Source organism: Mangrovicoccus algicola (genome assembly GCF_014903745.1).
Taxonomy (GTDB): domain Bacteria; phylum Pseudomonadota; class Alphaproteobacteria; order Rhodobacterales; family Rhodobacteraceae; genus Mangrovicoccus; species Mangrovicoccus algicola.
In genome coordinates this window covers 16,266-34,152 of sequence record NZ_JACVXA010000038.1, presented here as the reverse complement: position 1 = coordinate 34,152, position 17,887 = coordinate 16,266, and the positions used below count along the sequence as shown (strand labels likewise).

The following is a 17,887-nucleotide window of genomic DNA, read 5'->3' as shown; positions in this document are numbered from 1 at the left end:
CTCATCCCACTTCCAGAAGGCTGGTGTTTTTCGGGCAGGTTCTACCGCTCGCATTTGCGGTGATGTCGATAGGGTCCAAAATCAAAGCAATCTGACCATCGCCCAGGATTGTGGCCGCAGCCACCCCTGGGACATGTCCATAGCTGTCTTGCAGGCCTTTGATGACGACTTGACGCTGATCGTGTATCGAATCCACGACGAGGGCGGCGCGGCTGCCGTCTTCATGGGCGATCAGAAGTATGATACCGCCGCAATAATTTTCCAGTGGCTCGCGATATCCAAGTTCGGTTCCCAAATCGAGAAGCGGGACGAACTCCCCCCTGATCTGGACGACGTTGGTTTCAGGTCCCAAAGCCCGAATATCCCCTTCCGTCAGCGTCAGGGTTTCGACAATTGCGTTCAGCGGTACCACGAGTGTCTCGTTGGCCACATGGACCACCATACCGTCGAGGACGGCAAGGGTGAGGGGCAGGCTGATGGAGAAGGTCGTGCCCTTGCCCTGTTCGGAATTGATTGCGATCCTCCCGCCGAGGCCCTGAATGGAACTTTTCACGACGTCCATTCCGACCCCGCGCCCGGAGAGGCTGGAGACTTCGCTGGCCGTCGAAAATCCCGGAAGAAACAGTAGATTGTCGATCTCTGAGTCGGTAAGGCTGCTATCTTCCGGAACAAGCCCCTTTTTTATCGCGACGGAAAGCACCTTTTCTCGGTTGATGCCTCCGCCGTCATCGGAAACTTCAATCACCACGCGTCCCGAGCGGTGCCCGGCGGAGAGCGTCACAAGTCCCTCGGGCGGTTTGCCGGAAGCCAGACGCGTTTCCGTCTTCTCCAACCCGTGATCCACGGCATTCCGGATCATATGGGTGAGTGGGTCAGCAAGCCTCTCGATAACCGTCTTGTCCACCTCGGTTGTTTCGCCATCGGTTTTCAGACGGACGGTCTTTCCGATCGCGGCGGAGGACTCCCTGACGATGCGGGACATCCGCTGGAAGAGGGATTTGACGGGCTGTGCCCGGATCATCATGACGCTGTCCTGGATGTCCCGGGTCAGCTGCATGAATTCCTCAAGTCCGTTGACGACCGGGGAATTCGGGGGCAGGCCGGCCTCGGTCACACTCTGGGAAAGCATGGCCTGGTTGATCACCAACTCTCCCACGAGATTGACGAGCCGGTCGATGCGTTCGAGATCGACCCGGACCGTCGCATTGGCGGCGGCATTGGCGCTGGCAGCGGAAGCGGGCTTGGCGGCTGCCTTGACGGGAACATTACGCTCTGCAGAAGCAGCAGGCGCGTCCTGTGCTTCGGCCTTCTCGTCCCCTGCATTAAAAGACGGCGGCGGCGCCGCCTGTGCAGGCGTCTCCTCTGCCGTGTCGTCATCCGCGTTCAGGGCCGAAAAATCCGGCATGGGCGGCAGGTCCCCGGCCGCCACGCCGTCTTCCAGCGTGACCTCTGAAATCTCCAATTCGCAGAGCCCTTCCACGAATTCGAAGACCTCTTCGACCTCGGGGCGATTGGCCTCGCTCTGAAGGGTCAGCTCCCACCATAGATGCGTGGCTTTCGTCCCCAGCTCGTCGAGATCGGGCACGTCGTCATGATGCAGGGTCGTGGCAACATCGCCAAGCTGGCCCAGGGCACGCAGCACGTAGAGGGGTTCATTGCCGAGGGCATAGAGTTTCTCGTCGGGTTTGAAGACAATCCGGTAGCCGGGCCGTGCGGAGGTCGCCGACTCCTCCTCGTCGAGATCCGGAAGGTCGAGGGAGATCGACAGGCCCGTGGGCTGGAATTCTTCTGCGCTGATCTCTTCCTCTTCCTCGCCGGCGATGGCCTGAAGGGCGGCAAGGGTGCGCGAGATCGCCTCCTCGTCCACCGGGGTCTCGTCCCGGGCGGCCCTGACCAGGTCGGACAGGATATCGCCGCAGGAGAAGAAAAGCAGGATCGCGTCGTGGTCGGGGTGGTAGTTTCCCGAACGGACCTCGTCCAGGACCGTTTCGAAGCTGTGCGCGAACTTGACGAGATCGTCGAGGCCGAAGGCCCCGGCACCCCCCTTGATCGAATGGACAGCCCGGAACACGGAATTGATCGTGTCGGGATCGGCGCTGCCATCCTCCATGGACTGGAGGCCTTCCTGTGCGGCTTCGAGCAATTCCTCGCATTCGATGAAGAAGGAGGCGCGGATTTCCGCCATGGGATCATTGGAATCGGACATGTTCCCGCGCCCTCCTATCCGGCGACCATGTGAAGCGCCCGCACCAGCTTTCCGGGATCGAAGGGCTTGACGATCCAGCCGGTCGCCCCGGCATCGCGGGCGCGCTGCTTCAGTTCGGAGGCGCTTTCCGTGGTCAGGACGAGGATCGGAACGCCGTTGTGACGCTCCTGCTGGCGCACGGCGTCGATGAAACCGAACCCGTCCAGCCGCGGCATGTTGATGTCGGTGATGATGGCATCCGGTTCCAGTCCTTCGAGAACCTCGAGACCATGCACCCCGTCCTCGGCGAGATGGGTCTCGAATCCCGCGCCGGTCAGGGCGAGACGGAGCATGTCGCGCATCGTTCGGCTGTCGTCCACGGCCAGGACGGTCAATGTCATTGCTCGGCCTCTGCTTTGCTGAAATACGATAACTCGAGCCCAAGCATCTGCAGATGCTCGGAAAATTTTTCCGACGGATCGCGCAGGGAAAGAATATGCCCGTCGCGGGTCCAGGAATTCGCGGCCGCGATCAGCAACTGCAGCCCGGAGGCGCCGAGATGGCTGACCTGCGAGGCGTCCAGCGCGAGATCCTCGCCCCGGGCTTCCTTCACTTCGGCATAAAGTGCCTCGACGGCAGGATGGTCTATGCGGGCGGGAAGAGCGATTTCCCTGGTCATCGGCCCGCCGCCCGACGTCTGATCCTCGATACACGCAATCTAGGCCTCCCCTGATCCGGTTGACGGATCAGGCTTAGGGCGCGGGGCGTTAAGATCAGATTAGCGTCAGCGCGTTGCGGCGCCCTGGCGGGCGTAAAGGGCGCATCCGTCCAGCGCGGCGAAGTCATCCTGCATCGCCGAAACCGGAATTTGCGCGAGAAAATCCGAGAATCGTCCCTTGTCCCGCAGCCCCTCGTCGAATCCCAGCGCGGCGAAGAAGGGCTGCAGGGCCCGGGCCATGCCGCCGATGAAGACGATTCCCCCGAAGGGAAGATGAACCAGGGCAAGGTCTCCGGCCACGCGGCCCAGCGTGCCCACCATCAGCTGCAGGAAACGGGATTCGGGTCCGCCCGGAGCTTCGGCCGCGCGCAGCAGGATCTGAGCGGGATCGGCCGGGGCGCTGCCGGTCAGCAGCTGGTAGCACAGCGGAAAGCCGCGGCCCGACAGGAGGTCCTCCACCGAGGCGAAGCCGTGATGGCGCCGCAATTCGGCCGCGAGCCGCGCGCCGTCCTCGTTCCAGACCGGCAGGGTGACATGGCCGCATTCCGAAGGCGTCACCATCAGTCCCTGCGGCTGCCGGTAGACGGGGGCGGCATTGAAACCGGTGCCGACGCCGATCACCAGCCGCGTTTCCTCGGGATCCGCGGCAAGGGTGCCGTAACGTTCCAGGACGGGGGCCGTCGCGACCAGGTCCAGCGCATGGCCCTGGGCGGAAAGGTCGTTCAGCACCAGGCCGGTCGCGGCCCCCGTCACGCGGCACAGCTCCTCCTGGGAAACGATCCAGTCGCGATTGGTCAGCCGCCCGATCCCGTGGCGCACCGGGCCGGCCACGGCAACGCAGACCTTCTCGGGCGGGGGCAGAAGGTGATCCGCAAGATACACGGCCAGCACATCGCCGAGCGAGGCGAATTCGGCATTGCGATAGCGGCTGATCCGGCTGCGGTCGACCGGCCCGGCCCCGGCCAGGCCGACCCGCGTGTTGGTTCCGCCGACATCTGCTACGAGGATGGTCACGTCGCTGCCCCCTGAAGAAAAGCCTTCCGCGGGTGATAGGGGGCTTCGGCCGATCTGGCCAGTGGGGCAAATACCGCAGGCGGGGCGCTGCCGCTCTGGCCTCCGGCCGGGGTCATGGCGCGGGCACCGGCCCGCAGGAGCCGCCCTCGACCAGGTCCGGCGCCAGCGCGACGTCCTGCGGCGGGCGGGCGGGGTCCTCGATCCGGTCGATCAGCAGCCCGGCCAGCACCCGCCCGGCCTCCTGCGCCGATGTCCGTGTGACGGTCAGCCGCGGCGGGTCGCCGTTGGGAAACGTCGTCAGGGCATCGTCATGGGCAAGCAGGGAGATGTCCCCGGGCACGCGCAGCCCTGCCTCCAGGATCGCGCGGAGCGCCCCCAGCGCGACCGGCATGGACCCCGCCACAAGCGCGGTGGGGCGCGCGGCGGCGGCACATAGACGGCGGGCCGCCGCGTGGCCGGATGGCTCCGTGAGGCCGCCGGGCAGGGCCCATTCCCGGGCGGGCGCCAGGCCCCGGGCCGCCATCGCCGCCAGGTATCCCGCCTCCCGGGCGCGCGTGTCGCACAGCTCCGCCGGACCGTTCAGCAGCGCGATCCTGCGATGGCCGAGCATGGCCAGGTGCAGGGTCGCCCGTTCCGCCGCCGCGCGGTGATCCGGCCCCACCCGGTCGTATCCTGCCGCCGGGCGGTCATCCCGCCCGAATTGCCCGAAGACCAGGCCCAGCCCCGCCAGAATCGCGGGGCGCGGATCGGCGCGGCGCGGCGCATGGATCACCACCGCGTCGACCGCATGCCGGCGCGCCAGCCAGCGATAGTGATCCGCCTCCTGCGCGGGATCCGCGAAGGAGAGGTGCAGCGCATAGCCGCGCCTCGACTGCACCGCGCCGGCCCCTGCGAGGAAATCGCCCATGGCCGGATCGGCGAAGCCGGAGCCCGGCGCGGCGCAGATCACGTGGCCGATCGCCATGGCGCGTCCGGTGGCCAGGCTGCGGGCGCGCGGATCGGGCAGGTAGCCATGGTGCCGCGCCGCGTCGATCACGCGACTGCGGGTGCGTTCGCTGACCTCCGGATAGCCGTTCAGCGCGCGGCTGACCGTGGTCTGCGACAGGCCCAGAAGCAGCGCGAGCTGCTTGAGTGAAACCGTCATCTTCGCGTTCTCCTCCCCGGGAGCGCGGGGGGAGCGGCGCGATGCGGACGCGATCTCCCCCTTTCTTCGGGACGTGAACCAATTCCCGTTCCGTGTCAGGCGCCGTTTGACATGCGGGGCCTTTTGCCTAACTCTTGACCCATTCAAGGCGTCTTGGAAAGCCTTGCACAGGCGCGGCACGAGGGAGCGACAGGGGTTGCAGCCGCGCGGAACCGACTTGGGAGGGTCGCCGAATGACACGCTATGCCGGCAGGAGCGCGCTTGCGCTGATCTGCCTGTCATCCATCGCATGCGCCCAGGACCTGCCTTTCGCGCCGGGCGAGGGCGGGTTCAACTGGGACAGCTACGAGGCGCTGAAGCAGCGGGATCTTTCGGGGCAGGTCGTCACGATCGCGGGTCCCTGGACCGGCGAGGACCGCGATCTGGTCGAAAGCGTCATCGCCTATTTCGAGGCGGCCACCGGCGCGGATGTGCGCTATTCGGGCTCCGACAGCTTCGAGCAGCAGATCGTCATCGACACTGCCGCCGGATCGCCGCCCAACATCGCGATCTTTCCGCAGCCGGGCCTGGCGGCCGACCTTGCCGCCAAGGGGCTGCTGGCGCCGCTCTCGCAGCAGGACGCCGCCTGGATCGCCGAGAATTACGCCGCGGGCGACAGCTGGGTCGACCTGGCCACATTCGAGGGCCCCGACGGTCCGGCGCTTTACGGCATGTTCTACAAGGTCGATGTGAAATCGCTGGTCTGGTACGTGCCCGAGAATTTCGAGGATCTGGGGATCGAGCCGCCGCAGACCATGGAGGAGCTGAAGGCGCTGACCGGGACCATCGCCGAGGAGGGCGAGACGCCCTGGTGCATCGGCCTGGGGGCAGGCGGCGCGACGGGCTGGCCGGCGACCGACTGGGTGGAGGATCTGATGCTGCGCACGCAGCCGCCGGAGGTTTATGACCAGTGGGTGTCGAACGAGATCCCCTTCGACGATCCGGCTGTGATCGGCGCGATAGAGGAATTCGGCTGGTTCGCGCGCAATGACACCCATGTGGCAGGCGGCGCCGGGGCGGTGGCCTCCACCGATTTCCGCGACAGCCCAAAGGGGCTCTTCTCGGCACCGCCGCAATGCTACCTGCATCACCAGGCCTCCTTCATCCCGACCTTCTTTCCCGAGGGCACGGTGATCGGCGAGGATGTCGATTTCTTCTATTTCCCCGCCTATGAGGGCAGGGATCTGGGCCGTCCGGTGCTGGGTGCGGGGACGCTGTGGTCGATCACCGAGGACAGCGAGGCGACGCGGGCCTTCATGGCCTTCCTGCAGAGCCCGATCGCCCATGAGGTCTGGATGGCGCAGACCGGGTTCCTCACGCCCTTCAAGGGGGTCGATACCGGGCTCTATGGCGATCCGACCCTGAAGAAGATGGGCGACATCCTGCTGGGCGCGGACACGTTCCGCTTCGACGGATCGGATCTGATGCCCGGGGCGATCGGGGCGGGCGTGTTCTGGACCGGCATGGTCGACTATGCCGGGGGCGCACCCGCCGCAGAGGTGGCCGCCGCGATCCAGGCCACCTGGGACGGCATCCAGTAACCGGCCGAAAGGCCCCGGCTCAAGGCCGGGGCGGGACCGCGCATCCGGGGAGACCTCCATGGGCCAGATCCTTTACGCCAGCGTCACGATCATTGCCGGGGTCCTGTTATGCGTCGCCTATTTCTGGGGCACGAACGCGGCGCTGGACCGGCTGCTGCCGATGCGCGGACCGCGCGCCTCGGCAAATGTGCGGCGCGCCAATGCGATCCGGCCCTGGCTGTTCCTGGGGCCGTCGATGGTCATCCTGGGACTGTATCTGGTCTACCCGGTCTTCAACTCGCTCTGGCTGTCGCTGCATGATGCGAGCGGGCGGGACTTCGTGGGGCTGGGCAACTATGTCTGGCTGTTCGGCGATGCGAAGTTCCTGGAAAGCGTCCGCAACAACATGCTGTGGCTGGTCTTCGTGCCCGCCGCGGCCACCTTCCTGGGGCTGGTCGCGGCATCGCTGACCGACCGGATCGCCTGGGGCAGCTTGGCCAAGTCGCTGATCTTCATGCCGATGGCGATCAGCTTCGTCGGCGCCGCGGTGATCTGGAAATTCGTCTACGACTACCGCGCCGCGGGCCAGGAGCAGATCGGGCTGCTGAACGCCGCCGTCACCGCCCTGGGCGGCGATCCGGTCGCCTGGATCACCGTGCCTTTCTGGAACAATTTCCTGCTGATGATCATCCTCGTCTGGATCCAGACCGGATTCGCCATGGTGATCCTCTCGGCCGCGCTGCGCGGGATCCCGGAGGAGACGGTGGAGGCGGCGATCCTCGACGGCGCCAATCCCTTCCAGGTCTTCTGGCGCATCAAGATCCCGCAGATCCGGGGCACGATCGCGGTGGTCTGGACGACCATCACCATCCTGGTGCTGAAGATCTTCGACATCGTCTTCGCCATGACCAACGGCCAGTGGGGGACGCAGGTGCTGGCCAACATGATGTATGACTGGTCCTTCCGCGCGGGCGATTTCGGCCGCGGATCGGCCATCGCGATCATCCTGATGCTGGCCGTCGCGCCGATCATGGTCTGGAACATCCGCAACGCGCGCAGGGAGAACCGCTGATGGAGGGGATTGCCGGGCAGAAGGCCTCGCTGACCTGGGCGGTGCATATCGCCGTCGCCGCGCTGGTCATCCTGTGGACCGTGCCGACCTTCGGGCTTCTGGTCTCGTCCTTCCGCGACAAGGACCAGCTGGCGATGACCGGCTGGTGGACCTCGCTCTCGGCCTCGGAACAGACGCTGGCGGCGCGCACGGAGGGGCCCGATGCCCAAATCCGCGAGGGCGATTTGTGGGTGGTGCGCGGGAACCTCTTCGCCCCGGCCGGACCGGGGCAGGTCGCCTCCTGGGGCGCCTCGTCGCGCGAACCGGCGGCCTTCGCCCCGGGCGAGACCGCCGATCTGGGGGATGGCGAGGCGCTGCGGGTGGAGGAGAACGGCGATTACGAACTGAGCGCCAGTGCCGAAATGACCGGCAGCCGCGGCCAGCGCGTCTATGTCCAGTCGATGGAGCCGCCGGTCTTCACGCTGGACAATTACCGCAGCGTGATCGGCGCCGAAGGCATCGGCCGCGCCTTCCTGAACACCTTCACGGTGACCATCCCCGCAACGGTCATCCCGATCCTCGTGGCGGCCTTCGCCGCCTATGCGCTGGCCTGGATGCAGTTTCCCGGCCGCGCGATCCTGGTCGCCTGCGTCGTGGGACTGCTTGTGGTGCCGCTGCAGCTGTCGCTGATACCGTTGCTGCGATTCCACAATGCGATCGGGCTGGGAAAAGGCTATTTCGGCATCTGGTTGGCGCATACCGGCTTCGGCCTGCCGCTGGCGATCTACCTGTTGCGCAATTACATGAGCGGGCTGCCCAAGGACATCATCGAGGGCGCGCGCGTCGACGGCGCCACGGATTTCCAGATCTTCCGCCGGATCGTGCTGCCGCTGAGCTTTCCGGCCCTGGCCAGCTTCGCCATCTTCCAGTTTCTGTGGACCTGGAACGACCTGCTGGTGGCCAAGGTCTTTCTGGGCACCTCCGACAGCCAGCTGGTGATGACCGGGCGCATCGTCGAGCTTCTGGGGTCGCGCGGGGGGAACTGGGAAATCCTGACAGCCGCGGCATTCCTGTCAATCGCGGTCCCGTTGGTGGTCTTCTTCGCCATGCAGAAATACCTTGTCCGCGGGCTGCTTGCCGGCTCGGTGAAGTAACGACAGGAGAGCGTAGCGATGGCGACCAATCTTCCGGTGGCAACCGGCCAGAGCATCGACAAGGACTGGTGGCGCGGCGCGGTGATCTACCAGATCTATCCCCGCAGCTTCCAGGACAGCAATGGCGACGGGGTCGGCGACCTTCTCGGCATCGCGCAGCGGATGCCGCATGTCGCCTCGCTGGGGGTCGACGCGGTCTGGATCTCGCCCTTCTTCCCGTCGCCGATGAAGGATTTCGGCTATGACGTGTCGCATTACTGCGACGTGGATCCCCTGTTCGGCACGCTGGCGGATTTCGATGCGCTGGTCGAAAGCGCGCATGAGAACGGGGTGAAGGTCATCATCGACCTGGTGCTCAGCCATACCTCGGACCAGAATCCCTGGTTCATCGAAAGCCGGGCGAGCCGCACCAATCCCCATGCCGACTGGTATGTCTGGGCCGATCCGAAACCCGACGGCACGGCGCCGAACAACTGGCTGTCCTTCTTCGGCGGCTCGGCCTGGCAGTGGGATGCCCGGCGCTGCCAGTACTACCTGCACAATTTCCTAGCCTCGCAGCCGGACCTCAACATGCACAATCCCGAGGTGCAGGAGGCGATCCTGGACATGGCCCGGTTCTGGCTGGATCGCGGCGTCGACGGGTTCCGGCTCGACACGATCAACTTCTATTTCCACGACCCGGAACTGCGCGACAACCCGCCTCTGGAGCCCGGCGACCGCAACGACATCTTCGCGCCCGCGGTCAATCCCTACAATTACCAGCGCCACGTCTACGACAAGAACCGCCCCGAGAACCTGGACTTCCTGGCGCGGCTGCGCGCGCTGCTGGACACCTACCCGGCCGCCACGCTGGTCGGAGAGGTGGGCGAGGCGCAGGGCGCGATGGAATTGCTGGGGGAATACACGCAGGGCAACGAGAGGGTGCATATGTGCTATGCGTTCGAATTCCTCTCGGGAGAATTTCCCTCGGCGGACCGCGTCGCCGACATCATGGATCTCGTGGACCGCGTCGCCGGGCAGGGCTGGGCCTGCTGGGCCTTCTCCAACCATGACGTGGACCGCCATGTCAGCCGCTGGGGGCTCAACCACGCGGCCTCGCGGGCCTATGCGCTGCTCTTGATGTGCCTGCGCGGATCGGTCTGCATCTACCAGGGCGAGGAACTCGGCCTGCCGCAATCCGATGTGCCCTTCGAGGCGCTGCAGGATCCCTATGGCAAGGAATTCTGGCCGGAATTCAAGGGACGCGACGGGTGCCGCACGCCGTTTCCCTGGGATGGCAAGCTGCAGAATGCCGGGTTTTCGCCGGTCCTGCCCTGGCTGCCGGTCCCCTATGAGCATCACGGCTATGCCGTGGCCGAGCAGGAGCTCGATCCCGGCGCGCTGCTGCACCATTACCGCCGGGTGATCCAGCTGCGCCACGACCATCCCGCGCTGCGCAACGGCAAGCAGTCGAAGCTGCATGTCGAGGGCAATGTGGTGATCTTCGAGCGCGAGCAGAATGACGAACGCCTGTTCCTGGCCTTCAACCTCTCCGACGATCCCGCCGATCTGGCGGTGCCGAAAGGGGACTGGCAGGCGCTGGGGCAGGATGTGAACGGCGCCATCCCGCTGGAGGGCTGGCTGCATCTGGGGCCCTGGCAGCCCTGCATCCTGGCCGCCATCTGAGCGGCGCGACAAGGGGAAGGCGATGGCCGATCTGAAGCTCACCGATGTGTCCAAGTCCTATGGCGCGGTCGAGGTGCTGCGCAATATCGACCTTGATATCCGCAAGGGCGAACTGGTCGTCTTCGTCGGTCCGTCGGGCTGCGGAAAATCCACGCTGCTGCGGATGATCGCCGGGCTGGAGAAGATCAGCGGCGGCAGGCTGGAGATCGGGGGGCAGGTCATGAATGACGTGCCCCCCGCGCAGCGCGGCATCGCCATGGTCTTCCAGTCCTATGCGCTCTATCCGCATATGACCGTGCGCGACAACATGAGCTTTTCATTGCAACTAGCTGGAAAATCGAAAAAAGAGATCCGTGCCGCCGTGGAGGAGGCGGCGCGCAAGCTGCAGCTGGAAGCCTATCTCGACCGCTTGCCCAAGGCCCTGTCCGGCGGGCAGCGCCAGCGCGTCGCGATCGGCCGCGCGATCGTGCGCGACCCGTTGATCTATCTCTTCGATGAACCGCTTTCCAATCTGGACGCGGCCCTGCGCGTGGCCACCCGCATCGAGATCGCCCAGCTCAAGGCCTCGATGCCCGACAGCACGATGATCTACGTCACCCATGACCAGGTGGAGGCGATGACCCTGGCCGACCGGATCGTGGTTCTGGCGGGGGGCGGCATCGCCCAGGTGGGGGCGCCGCTGGATCTGTATGAACGCCCGGCGAATACCTTCGTGGCCCAGTTCATCGGCTCTCCGGCGATGAACCTGTTCGAGGCGGAGATCGCGGGCACGGGCGACACCACGCGGTTGCGCCTTGCAACCGGCGTCGAGATCCTGGCCGCAATTCCCAGCCCGGCCGAGCTGGCCGGGGCGCAGGTCCAGTACGGGATCCGTCCCGAGGACCTGGTCATCGCCCGGGGCGACGCGATGCCCTTCATCGAGTTCCGCACCGATATCGTGGAAAAGCTGGGCGACACCACAGTGCTTTACAGCCGCGATCCGTCCCAGAATGACGGGCAGATGATCGCCAAGCATCCCGGCATCGTCGAGGTCGCCTCGGGAGACGTGCTGCAGATGACCGCCGCGCCGCAGAAGATCCACCTGTTTCACAAGGGCCGGTCGCTTCTGCATCGCTGAGCGCCACCCGGGGGTTGCATGCTGCAACTGCGGGGATTGCCCGTGATCGCGGCGAAAGCGCGATTATCCGGTTGCCCCGGTCCCGGGTCCGTGCAAGAGGGACGTGCCAAACGCAAGCTCCAGGAGACCGAGCATGGAGATTCGTGAGGCACTGACCTTCGACGATGTTCTGCTGCAACCCGCCGCCAGTTCTGTGCTGCCTTCCGAGGCGGACACGACGACCTTGGTGACCAAGGCGATCCGGCTGAACGTGCCGCTGCTGAGTTCCGCCATGGACACGGTGACCGAGGCGCGCATGGCCATCGCCATGGCCCAGTCCGGCGGGATGGGGGTGATCCACCGGAACCTGTCGCTGGCCGAACAGGCCGACGCGGTCCGCAGCGTCAAGCGCTTCGAAAGCGGCATTGTCTACAAGCCCGTCACCCTGTCGCCCGACCAGACGCTGGCCGATGCCAACGCGCTTTGCGACCGCTACAAGGTCACAGGCTTTCCGGTCGTCGATGCCGAGGGCCGCGTCGTGGGGATCGTGACCAATCGCGACATGCGCTTCGCCGAGGATCCGCGCACGCCGGTCCATGCGATGATGACCTCCGAGAACCTCGCCATGCTGCGCGAACCGGCCGATCTGGAAACCGCCAAGAGCCTGATGAAGGCGCGGCGGATCGAGAAGCTGCTGGTGGTCGACGGCGCGGGCAAGCTGACCGGGCTGCTGACGCTGAAGGACACCGAGAAGGCGGTCCTGAACCCCCATGCCTGCAAGGACGAGCTGGGGCGGCTGCGCGTCGCCGCCGCGACCACGGTGGGCGATGCCGGATTCGAACGCGCCGAGGCGCTGATCGATGCGGGGGTGGACATGGTCGTGGTGGACACGGCCCATGGTCATTCCAGTGCCGTCGCCGACGTCGTCCGGCGCATCAAGGCGCTGCCGGGCGATGTCCAGGTCATGGCAGGCAACGTCGCCACGGCCGGGGCGACGCGGGCCCTGATCGATGCGGGGGCCGATGCGATCAAGGTCGGGATCGGTCCGGGATCGATCTGCACCACGCGGATCGTCGCCGGGGTGGGCGTGCCGCAGCTGACGGCAATCATGGATTGCGCGGCGGCGGCTGCGGAATCCGGCACGCCGATCATTGCCGACGGGGGCATCAAGTTCTCGGGCGATTTCGCCAAGGCGATCGCCGCCGGGGCCTCCTGCGCCATGGTCGGCAGCATGATCGCGGGGACCGATGAAAGCCCGGGCGAGCTGATCCTCTACCAGGGCCGCAGCTTCAAGTCCTATCGCGGCATGGGCAGCCTGGGCGCGATGGCCCGCGGATCGGCCGACCGGTATTTCCAGAAGGATGCCGCCTCGGACAAGCTGGTCCCCGAGGGGATCGAGGGGCAGGTGCCCTACAAGGGCCCGGCCGGGGTGGTCATTCACCAGCTGGTCGGCGGCCTGCGCGCGGCCATGGGCTATACCGGTTCGGCCACCGTCGACGAGATGCGCCGCAACTGCAGTTTCGTGCGCATCACCGGGGCCGGGCTCAAGGAGAGCCATGTCCATGATGTGCAGATCACGCGCGAAAGCCCCAACTACCGGATCGGATGATCCGTCTCTGACGCCCCCGGCAACGCGCTTTGCCGGGGGCGTTTCCGACTGTTGCGACACAGGGACGGTCAGGGTGGTCCGCATCTTCGCGAAAGGGCGCAGGCCTGTCCCGCTTGCGGCCTCCTGCCACCGGGGGCGGCGGGCGTGACGGAACGGCGCGATGATGCAGGGGGGCTTGCCCCTGGCCGTCTCCGCCTCAGCCGGTTTCCCTGGCGTTCCTCCTGCCGATGCGCGCGGCGGCGCGGCCCGGTGGCTGCATCCCGGCCGGAGCGGACTGGCCGGGATCTCGCAGGAATGGCGCGGGATGGGCGATGGCGCGGGCGATCTCCGCGCCCGAGCGCAGGAGTTTCCAGCGGGACGGCGCGGTGATGTAGAGCGGCTCCCAGGCGGGATCGAACATTGCCTTGAACCGGGCCAGTCCCATGCCGCCGCTGCGTCCGGCCAGGCGGCGCTGCAAGCGCAGCAGCGCGCTGCCGGGATCCGCCCCGGCGGGATCGGTGCCATCGCCCTGGAAAGGGGCGGCTGCCAGGGAAAGGCGCGGCACGCCCATGGCCCGCGCCTCCAGCAGGGCGGCATGGATCAGGCCATGCGCCGTCCCCTCCGCGGCACCGGGGGACGGGCGCATCAGGTCCAGCGTCCATTCTCCCGCGGACACGTGGAAACTGGCAAACCCCTGCAGCTCCGTGCCCTTCCAGGCTAGGAAGACCCGCTGATGCGCCAGAAGCGCCGGGTGGAACCGGCCCATGGAAAAGCCGCGCTCGCCGCCATGGGCCTGCGACCAGGCGGCGTTTATGCGCGCCATCTGGGGCAGCGGCAGGGCGCAGGGCGTCGCGGCGGAGGTGAAATCCACGCCGTCCCGTCCGGCCTGGCGCAGCTTGCGGCGCAGCTGGCGGCGCGGGCGGGTGGCGATGTCGTAGCGGGCCGGGTCGAGCCAGGCTTCCCGCGCCACCAGCAGGACCTGATGGCCGCGCCTCCGTGCCGTCACGGCCAGCCGCGCGCCGCATTTGTAATGGCAGGGGCTCAGCCCGCGATCCCGGGCCAGCCGGGCGAAGGCATCGGCGACCTCCGCGGCGGCATCGGCGGGGAAGGGGTCGCGGATCATGACCAGAGAATGCCCGGCCTGTCCGATCACCGCCCCGGCACCGCTGGCGTCCGACCACAGCAGGCCAAGCCCCGGCTGGCGCGCCAGATGCGCCTCTGCCATCCTCGCCCGGGACAGCGCGCGTCCCGGGCCGGTCCCCGGACCGTCCAGATCGGCGCCGCGCCGCCATTCCAGATCGATCGCGCCGCTGCGGGGCCGGATCAGGGCGGGCCAGGCCAGGGCGACCGCCGCCGCCATCGCGGGCAGGGCGAAATAGACCAGCCGGTAGCCGGTGATCGCCGCGATCAGCAGCGTGGGATCCGTGGCCGGCAGAAGCGTCAGCATCGTCAGCTCGAACGCCCCGAGCCCGGCGGGCGTGCCCGAAAGCAGACCGGCGCCCAGCGACAGGAGGAAGACCGGCAGGAGGAGATGGAACGGCACCATCGCCGCGGCGTCCAGCAGCACATGGATGATCGCCGCCGCCGCAATCAGGTCGATCGCGGCATAGAGCGTCAGCCCGGCCAGGGCCCGCAGCCCGATGCCCGTCGCGCGCAGCCTGCGGCGCAGGCGGCGGGCGATCCCCCGGGGCCACAGCGCGAACACCGCGCCCGTGACGGTCAGCGCCCAGAACAGGGCGCGCAAGGTCCGGGACAGCTGGGGGTCAAGTTCCGGATGCACCATCAGCGCCGCCATGGTCAGCCAGCCCCAGATGCCGAGGAACACCGCCGCCATGAGGGTCGACAGGATCAGGGCCCGCCCCGGCCCGAGCCCCGGCATCAGCCGCCAGCGCGCCGCCGCGCCGGTCAGGATGCCCGCGCCCAGCGTCTGGGATATCGCCATGGAGGCCATGCCCGCGCGCCGCGCCAGGCGCTGGCCGACGCCGCTATGGATCATGCGATGGGCGATGGCGTCGAACCGACCCAGCGCCCAGTAGCCCAGGGCCGACAGCGCCGCCGCCTGGAGCCATTCCGCCGCCGGGATCGCGCCGAGCGCCAGGCGCAGGGCGGCGGGGTCGACCGCCATCAGCCGGTCGCCGAAGGCCAGCAGCAGCGCGATCGTGACAACCGGCGGCACCAGCGCCCGCAGCAGCGCGCGCGGCACCGCGATCCGGCCCCGGCCGGCCCCTGTCGTGATCGGCGGCATGGCCGTCCCCCTGTTCAGCACCCGGGGGGACCTTAGGACGGGGCGGCAAAGGAAACCCTAATGCAGCCCGGATCGCCGGGCCGGGCCGGAGGAGCGGATCACACCCCGGCGGCCAGTTCGGCGCGGGCCTCGGCAAAGCAGTCGACCATCATCTCCCTGATGCGGGCATCATCGGTCAGATCGCCCAGATCCTCGCGCAGCTTGTGGAAGACGGCCAGATGGCGCGGGTCGTTGATATCCGCGCGCAGCACCTCCAGGACATAGGCGTCCAGCGCATCCTTCTCCTTGCCCAGAAGTCCCCCGGCCCAGCGGGCCAGCGCGCGGTCCCGTCGCGCGATTGCCTTGAAGGCCATTTCCTCGCTTCGCACGAACATGGTCTCGAAGGCGCGCTCGCGGTCGTCGAATGTGGTCATCTGCTCCTCCCCTGGTTGTATCCATGACCATATTCAGCAAGCTAAATGGGTTTCGCAAGGGCGTTTCCCGCATCCTTGCGGCTTTGCCGGGCTTGCCGTATATGACGCGCAACCGGCGCCGGATGCGCGCCTCTCTCCCAGCTGGATTACGCATATGGCACGACGCAAGAAAGTCTATGAAGGAAAGGCCAAGATCCTCTACGAGGGTCCGGAGCCGGGCACGCTGGTGCAGTACTTCAAGGACGATGCCACCGCCTTCAACGCCCAGAAGAAGGACGTGATCGAGGGCAAGGGCGTCCTGAACAACCGCCTGTCGGAATTCTTCATGGACGGGCTGGCCGCGATCGGCGTGCCGACCCATTTCATCCGCCGCATCAACATGCGCGAACAGCTGATCCGCGCCGTCGAGATCATTCCGCTGGAAGTGATCGTCCGCAACCGTGCGGCCGGCAGCCTGGCCAAGCGGCTGGGCCTGGAGGAAGGCACGGCGCTGCCGCGTCCGATCGTGGAATTCTGCTACAAGGATGACGGGCTGGGCGATCCGCTGGTCACCGAGGAGCATATCATCGCCTTCGGCTGGGCCTCGCAGCAGGACCTGGACGACATGATCGCGCTGGCGCTGCGGGTGAACGACTTCCTGTCGGGCGTCATGCATGGCGTGGGCATCAAGCTGATCGATTTCAAGATCGAGATCGGCCGTGTCTGGGACGGCGATTACCAGCGCTTGATCGTCGCCGACGAGATCAGCCCCGACAGCTGCCGGCTGTGGGACGTCAAGACCGGCCAGAAGCTGGACAAGGACGTGTTCCGCCAGGATCTCGGCAGCCTGACGGATGCCTATTCCGAAGTGGCCAAGCGCCTGGGCGTCCTGCCCGTGCAGGCCACGCCGATCAAGCCGACGCTGATCAATTGAAAGCCGGGAGGCGGGACGGTCGTGCCGTTCCGCCGGAAAGCCGCAGAGGGCTGACAGGCTCTACGGGCTAGTTTGCGCGGGCGGGCAGGGCTGCCTGTCCCGCGATGACAAGGACAAGGGACGACTATGAAAGCACGGGTTATGGTGATGCTGCGCAACGGTGTGCTCGATCCGCAGGGCGAGGCGGTGCGCGCGGCGCTTGGGAACCTTGGCTTCGAGGGCGTCGGCGGCGTCCGCCAGGGCAAGCTGATCGAGCTGGACCTGGCCGAGACCGATCCGGAGGCGGCGCGCCACAGCGTGACGGCGATGTGCGAGAAGCTGCTCGCCAATACCGTGATCGAAAGCTACCAGATCGAGATCCTGTGATGCGCGCTGCTGTCATCGTCTTTCCCGGATCGAACTGCGACCGCGACATGGCGGTGGCCCTGCGCGAGGTCACCGGCGCCGAGACCGCGATGGTCTGGCACGGCGATAGCGGGCTGCCGGACAATATCGACATCGTCGGCATTCCCGGCGGGTTCTCCTTCGGCGATTACCTGCGTTGCGGCGCCATCGCGGCCAATTCCCCGATCTGCCGCGCGGTGGTGGATTTCGCCGCGAAGGGGGGCGCGGTGCTGGGCGTCTGCAACGGGTTCCAGGTGCTGACCGAGACCGGGCTGCTGCCCGGGGCGCTGATGCGCAACGCGAACCTGAAATTCATCTGCAAGCCGGTGGAGCTGGTGGTGGAGACGGCGGACAGCCTGTTCACCTCGGGATACGAGAAGGGCCAGCGGATCGAGATCCCGGTGGCGCATCACGACGGCAATTACCGCGCCGATGCCGAGCTGCGGGCGCAGCTGGAGGCAGAAGACCGCATCGCCTTCCGCTATGGCACGGATATCAACGGCGCTGACGACCGCATCGCCGGCGTGCTGTCGGAAAACCGCCGGGTGCTGGGGCTGATGCCCCATCCCGAGCGCGCCGTGGATCCGCTGCATGGCGGCACGGACGGGGTGGCGATGTTCCGTTCCCTGGCCGCCTCGCTGGTCTCGGCCTGATCGCCGCGCGCGGGGCTCCGCCGACAGGCCGGATCCCCGCATCGGCGCGCTTGGAATTCCCGTGGCCCGCCCCTAGGTTCCCCGCGTGAGAAACAGACAGGACAG

Annotated in this window: 16 protein-coding genes; 9 read left to right on the top strand and 7 right to left on the bottom strand. The window is 67.0% G+C overall.

The genetic code is table 11. The annotated features are described in order from the left end of the window. Window position 1: 1 nt before the first annotated feature. The 5 genes from ICN82_RS12820 to ICN82_RS12800 all read right to left on the bottom strand — a co-directional run bounded on the left by ICN82_RS12820 (window position 2) and on the right by ICN82_RS12800 (window position 5,061). Window positions 2–2,206, bottom strand: coding sequence for a chemotaxis protein CheA (locus tag ICN82_RS12820; protein WP_193183387.1), 2,205 nt, complete (start codon window positions 2,204–2,206; stop codon window positions 2–4). A gap of 14 nt (window positions 2,207–2,220) precedes the next feature. Beyond that, the gene (locus ICN82_RS12815) at window positions 2,221–2,586 is read right to left on the bottom strand and encodes a response regulator (RefSeq protein WP_193183386.1); all 366 of its coding nucleotides are present in this window, start codon (window positions 2,584–2,586) and stop codon (window positions 2,221–2,223) included. Further along, on the bottom strand, window positions 2,583–2,864 hold the full coding sequence (locus ICN82_RS12810; protein ID WP_193183384.1) for an STAS domain-containing protein: 282 nt from the start codon (window positions 2,862–2,864) through the stop codon (window positions 2,583–2,585). The genes ICN82_RS12815 and ICN82_RS12810 overlap by 4 nt, the downstream gene beginning before the upstream one ends. Before the next feature lie 105 nt (window positions 2,865–2,969). Continuing rightward, window positions 2,970–3,917, bottom strand: coding sequence for a glucokinase (locus ICN82_RS12805; protein WP_193183382.1), 948 nt, complete (start codon window positions 3,915–3,917; stop codon window positions 2,970–2,972). Between the two features lie 112 nt (window positions 3,918–4,029). Next, a complete protein-coding gene (locus tag ICN82_RS12800) occupies window positions 4,030–5,061 on the bottom strand; it encodes a LacI family DNA-binding transcriptional regulator (RefSeq protein WP_193183380.1) in 1,032 nt (343 codons plus the stop codon). Window positions 5,062–5,294: 233 nt separating this feature from the next. Here ICN82_RS12800 and ICN82_RS12795 point away from each other — a divergent pair, with 233 nt between their 5' ends. From ICN82_RS12795 to guaB, 6 genes are all read left to right on the top strand, one after another. Continuing rightward, window positions 5,295–6,641, top strand: a complete 1,347-nt coding sequence (locus ICN82_RS12795; RefSeq protein ID WP_193183377.1) for an ABC transporter substrate-binding protein — start codon at window positions 5,295–5,297, stop codon at window positions 6,639–6,641. A 58-nt stretch (window positions 6,642–6,699) separates the two neighbouring features. Then, window positions 6,700–7,692 carry a carbohydrate ABC transporter permease gene (locus tag ICN82_RS12790; protein ID WP_193183375.1) on the top strand — a complete coding sequence of 331 codons (993 nt, stop codon included), beginning with the start codon at window positions 6,700–6,702 and terminating at the stop codon, window positions 7,690–7,692. Further along, complete coding sequence (locus ICN82_RS12785) at window positions 7,692–8,825, top strand: carbohydrate ABC transporter permease (RefSeq protein WP_193183373.1); 1,134 nt, start codon at window positions 7,692–7,694, stop codon at window positions 8,823–8,825. The genes ICN82_RS12790 and ICN82_RS12785 overlap by 1 nt, the downstream gene beginning before the upstream one ends. 18 nt (window positions 8,826–8,843) lie before the next feature. Further along, window positions 8,844–10,490 (top strand): alpha-amylase family glycosyl hydrolase, encoded by a 1,647-nt coding sequence (locus tag ICN82_RS12780; RefSeq protein WP_193183371.1) that lies wholly within the window; start codon window positions 8,844–8,846, stop codon window positions 10,488–10,490. Between the two features lie 22 nt (window positions 10,491–10,512). Continuing rightward, window positions 10,513–11,607 carry an ABC transporter ATP-binding protein gene (locus ICN82_RS12775; protein WP_193183369.1) on the top strand — a complete coding sequence of 365 codons (1,095 nt, stop codon included), beginning with the start codon at window positions 10,513–10,515 and terminating at the stop codon, window positions 11,605–11,607. 133 nt (window positions 11,608–11,740) lie between these two features. Further along, complete coding sequence (gene guaB / locus ICN82_RS12770) at window positions 11,741–13,195, top strand: IMP dehydrogenase (protein WP_193183367.1); 1,455 nt, start codon at window positions 11,741–11,743, stop codon at window positions 13,193–13,195. 196 nt (window positions 13,196–13,391) lie between these two features. Here the strand turns inward: guaB and ICN82_RS12765 are convergent, their stop codons facing one another. Both ICN82_RS12765 and ICN82_RS12760 read right to left on the bottom strand, forming a co-directional pair. Continuing rightward, complete coding sequence (locus tag ICN82_RS12765; RefSeq protein WP_193183365.1) at window positions 13,392–15,419, bottom strand: phosphatidylglycerol lysyltransferase domain-containing protein; 2,028 nt, start codon at window positions 15,417–15,419, stop codon at window positions 13,392–13,394. 98 nt (window positions 15,420–15,517) lie between these two features. Beyond that, entirely contained in the window at window positions 15,518–15,832 is a 315-nt protein-coding gene (locus tag ICN82_RS12760) for a DUF1476 domain-containing protein (protein ID WP_193183363.1), read from the bottom strand. 154 nt (window positions 15,833–15,986) lie between these two features. Between ICN82_RS12760 and purC the strand changes: the two genes are divergently transcribed. From purC to purQ, 3 genes are all read left to right on the top strand, one after another. Continuing rightward, a complete protein-coding gene (gene purC, locus ICN82_RS12755) occupies window positions 15,987–16,745 on the top strand; it encodes a phosphoribosylaminoimidazolesuccinocarboxamide synthase (RefSeq protein ID WP_193183362.1) in 759 nt (252 codons plus the stop codon). 126 nt (window positions 16,746–16,871) lie between these two features. Then, the gene (gene purS / locus ICN82_RS12750) at window positions 16,872–17,111 is read left to right on the top strand and encodes a phosphoribosylformylglycinamidine synthase subunit PurS (protein ID WP_193183360.1); all 240 of its coding nucleotides are present in this window, start codon (window positions 16,872–16,874) and stop codon (window positions 17,109–17,111) included. Next, window positions 17,111–17,782 carry a phosphoribosylformylglycinamidine synthase subunit PurQ gene (gene purQ / locus ICN82_RS12745; protein ID WP_193183358.1) on the top strand — a complete coding sequence of 224 codons (672 nt, stop codon included), beginning with the start codon at window positions 17,111–17,113 and terminating at the stop codon, window positions 17,780–17,782. Before purS ends, purQ begins: the two co-directional genes overlap by 1 nt. Window positions 17,783–17,887 lie beyond the last annotated feature (105 nt).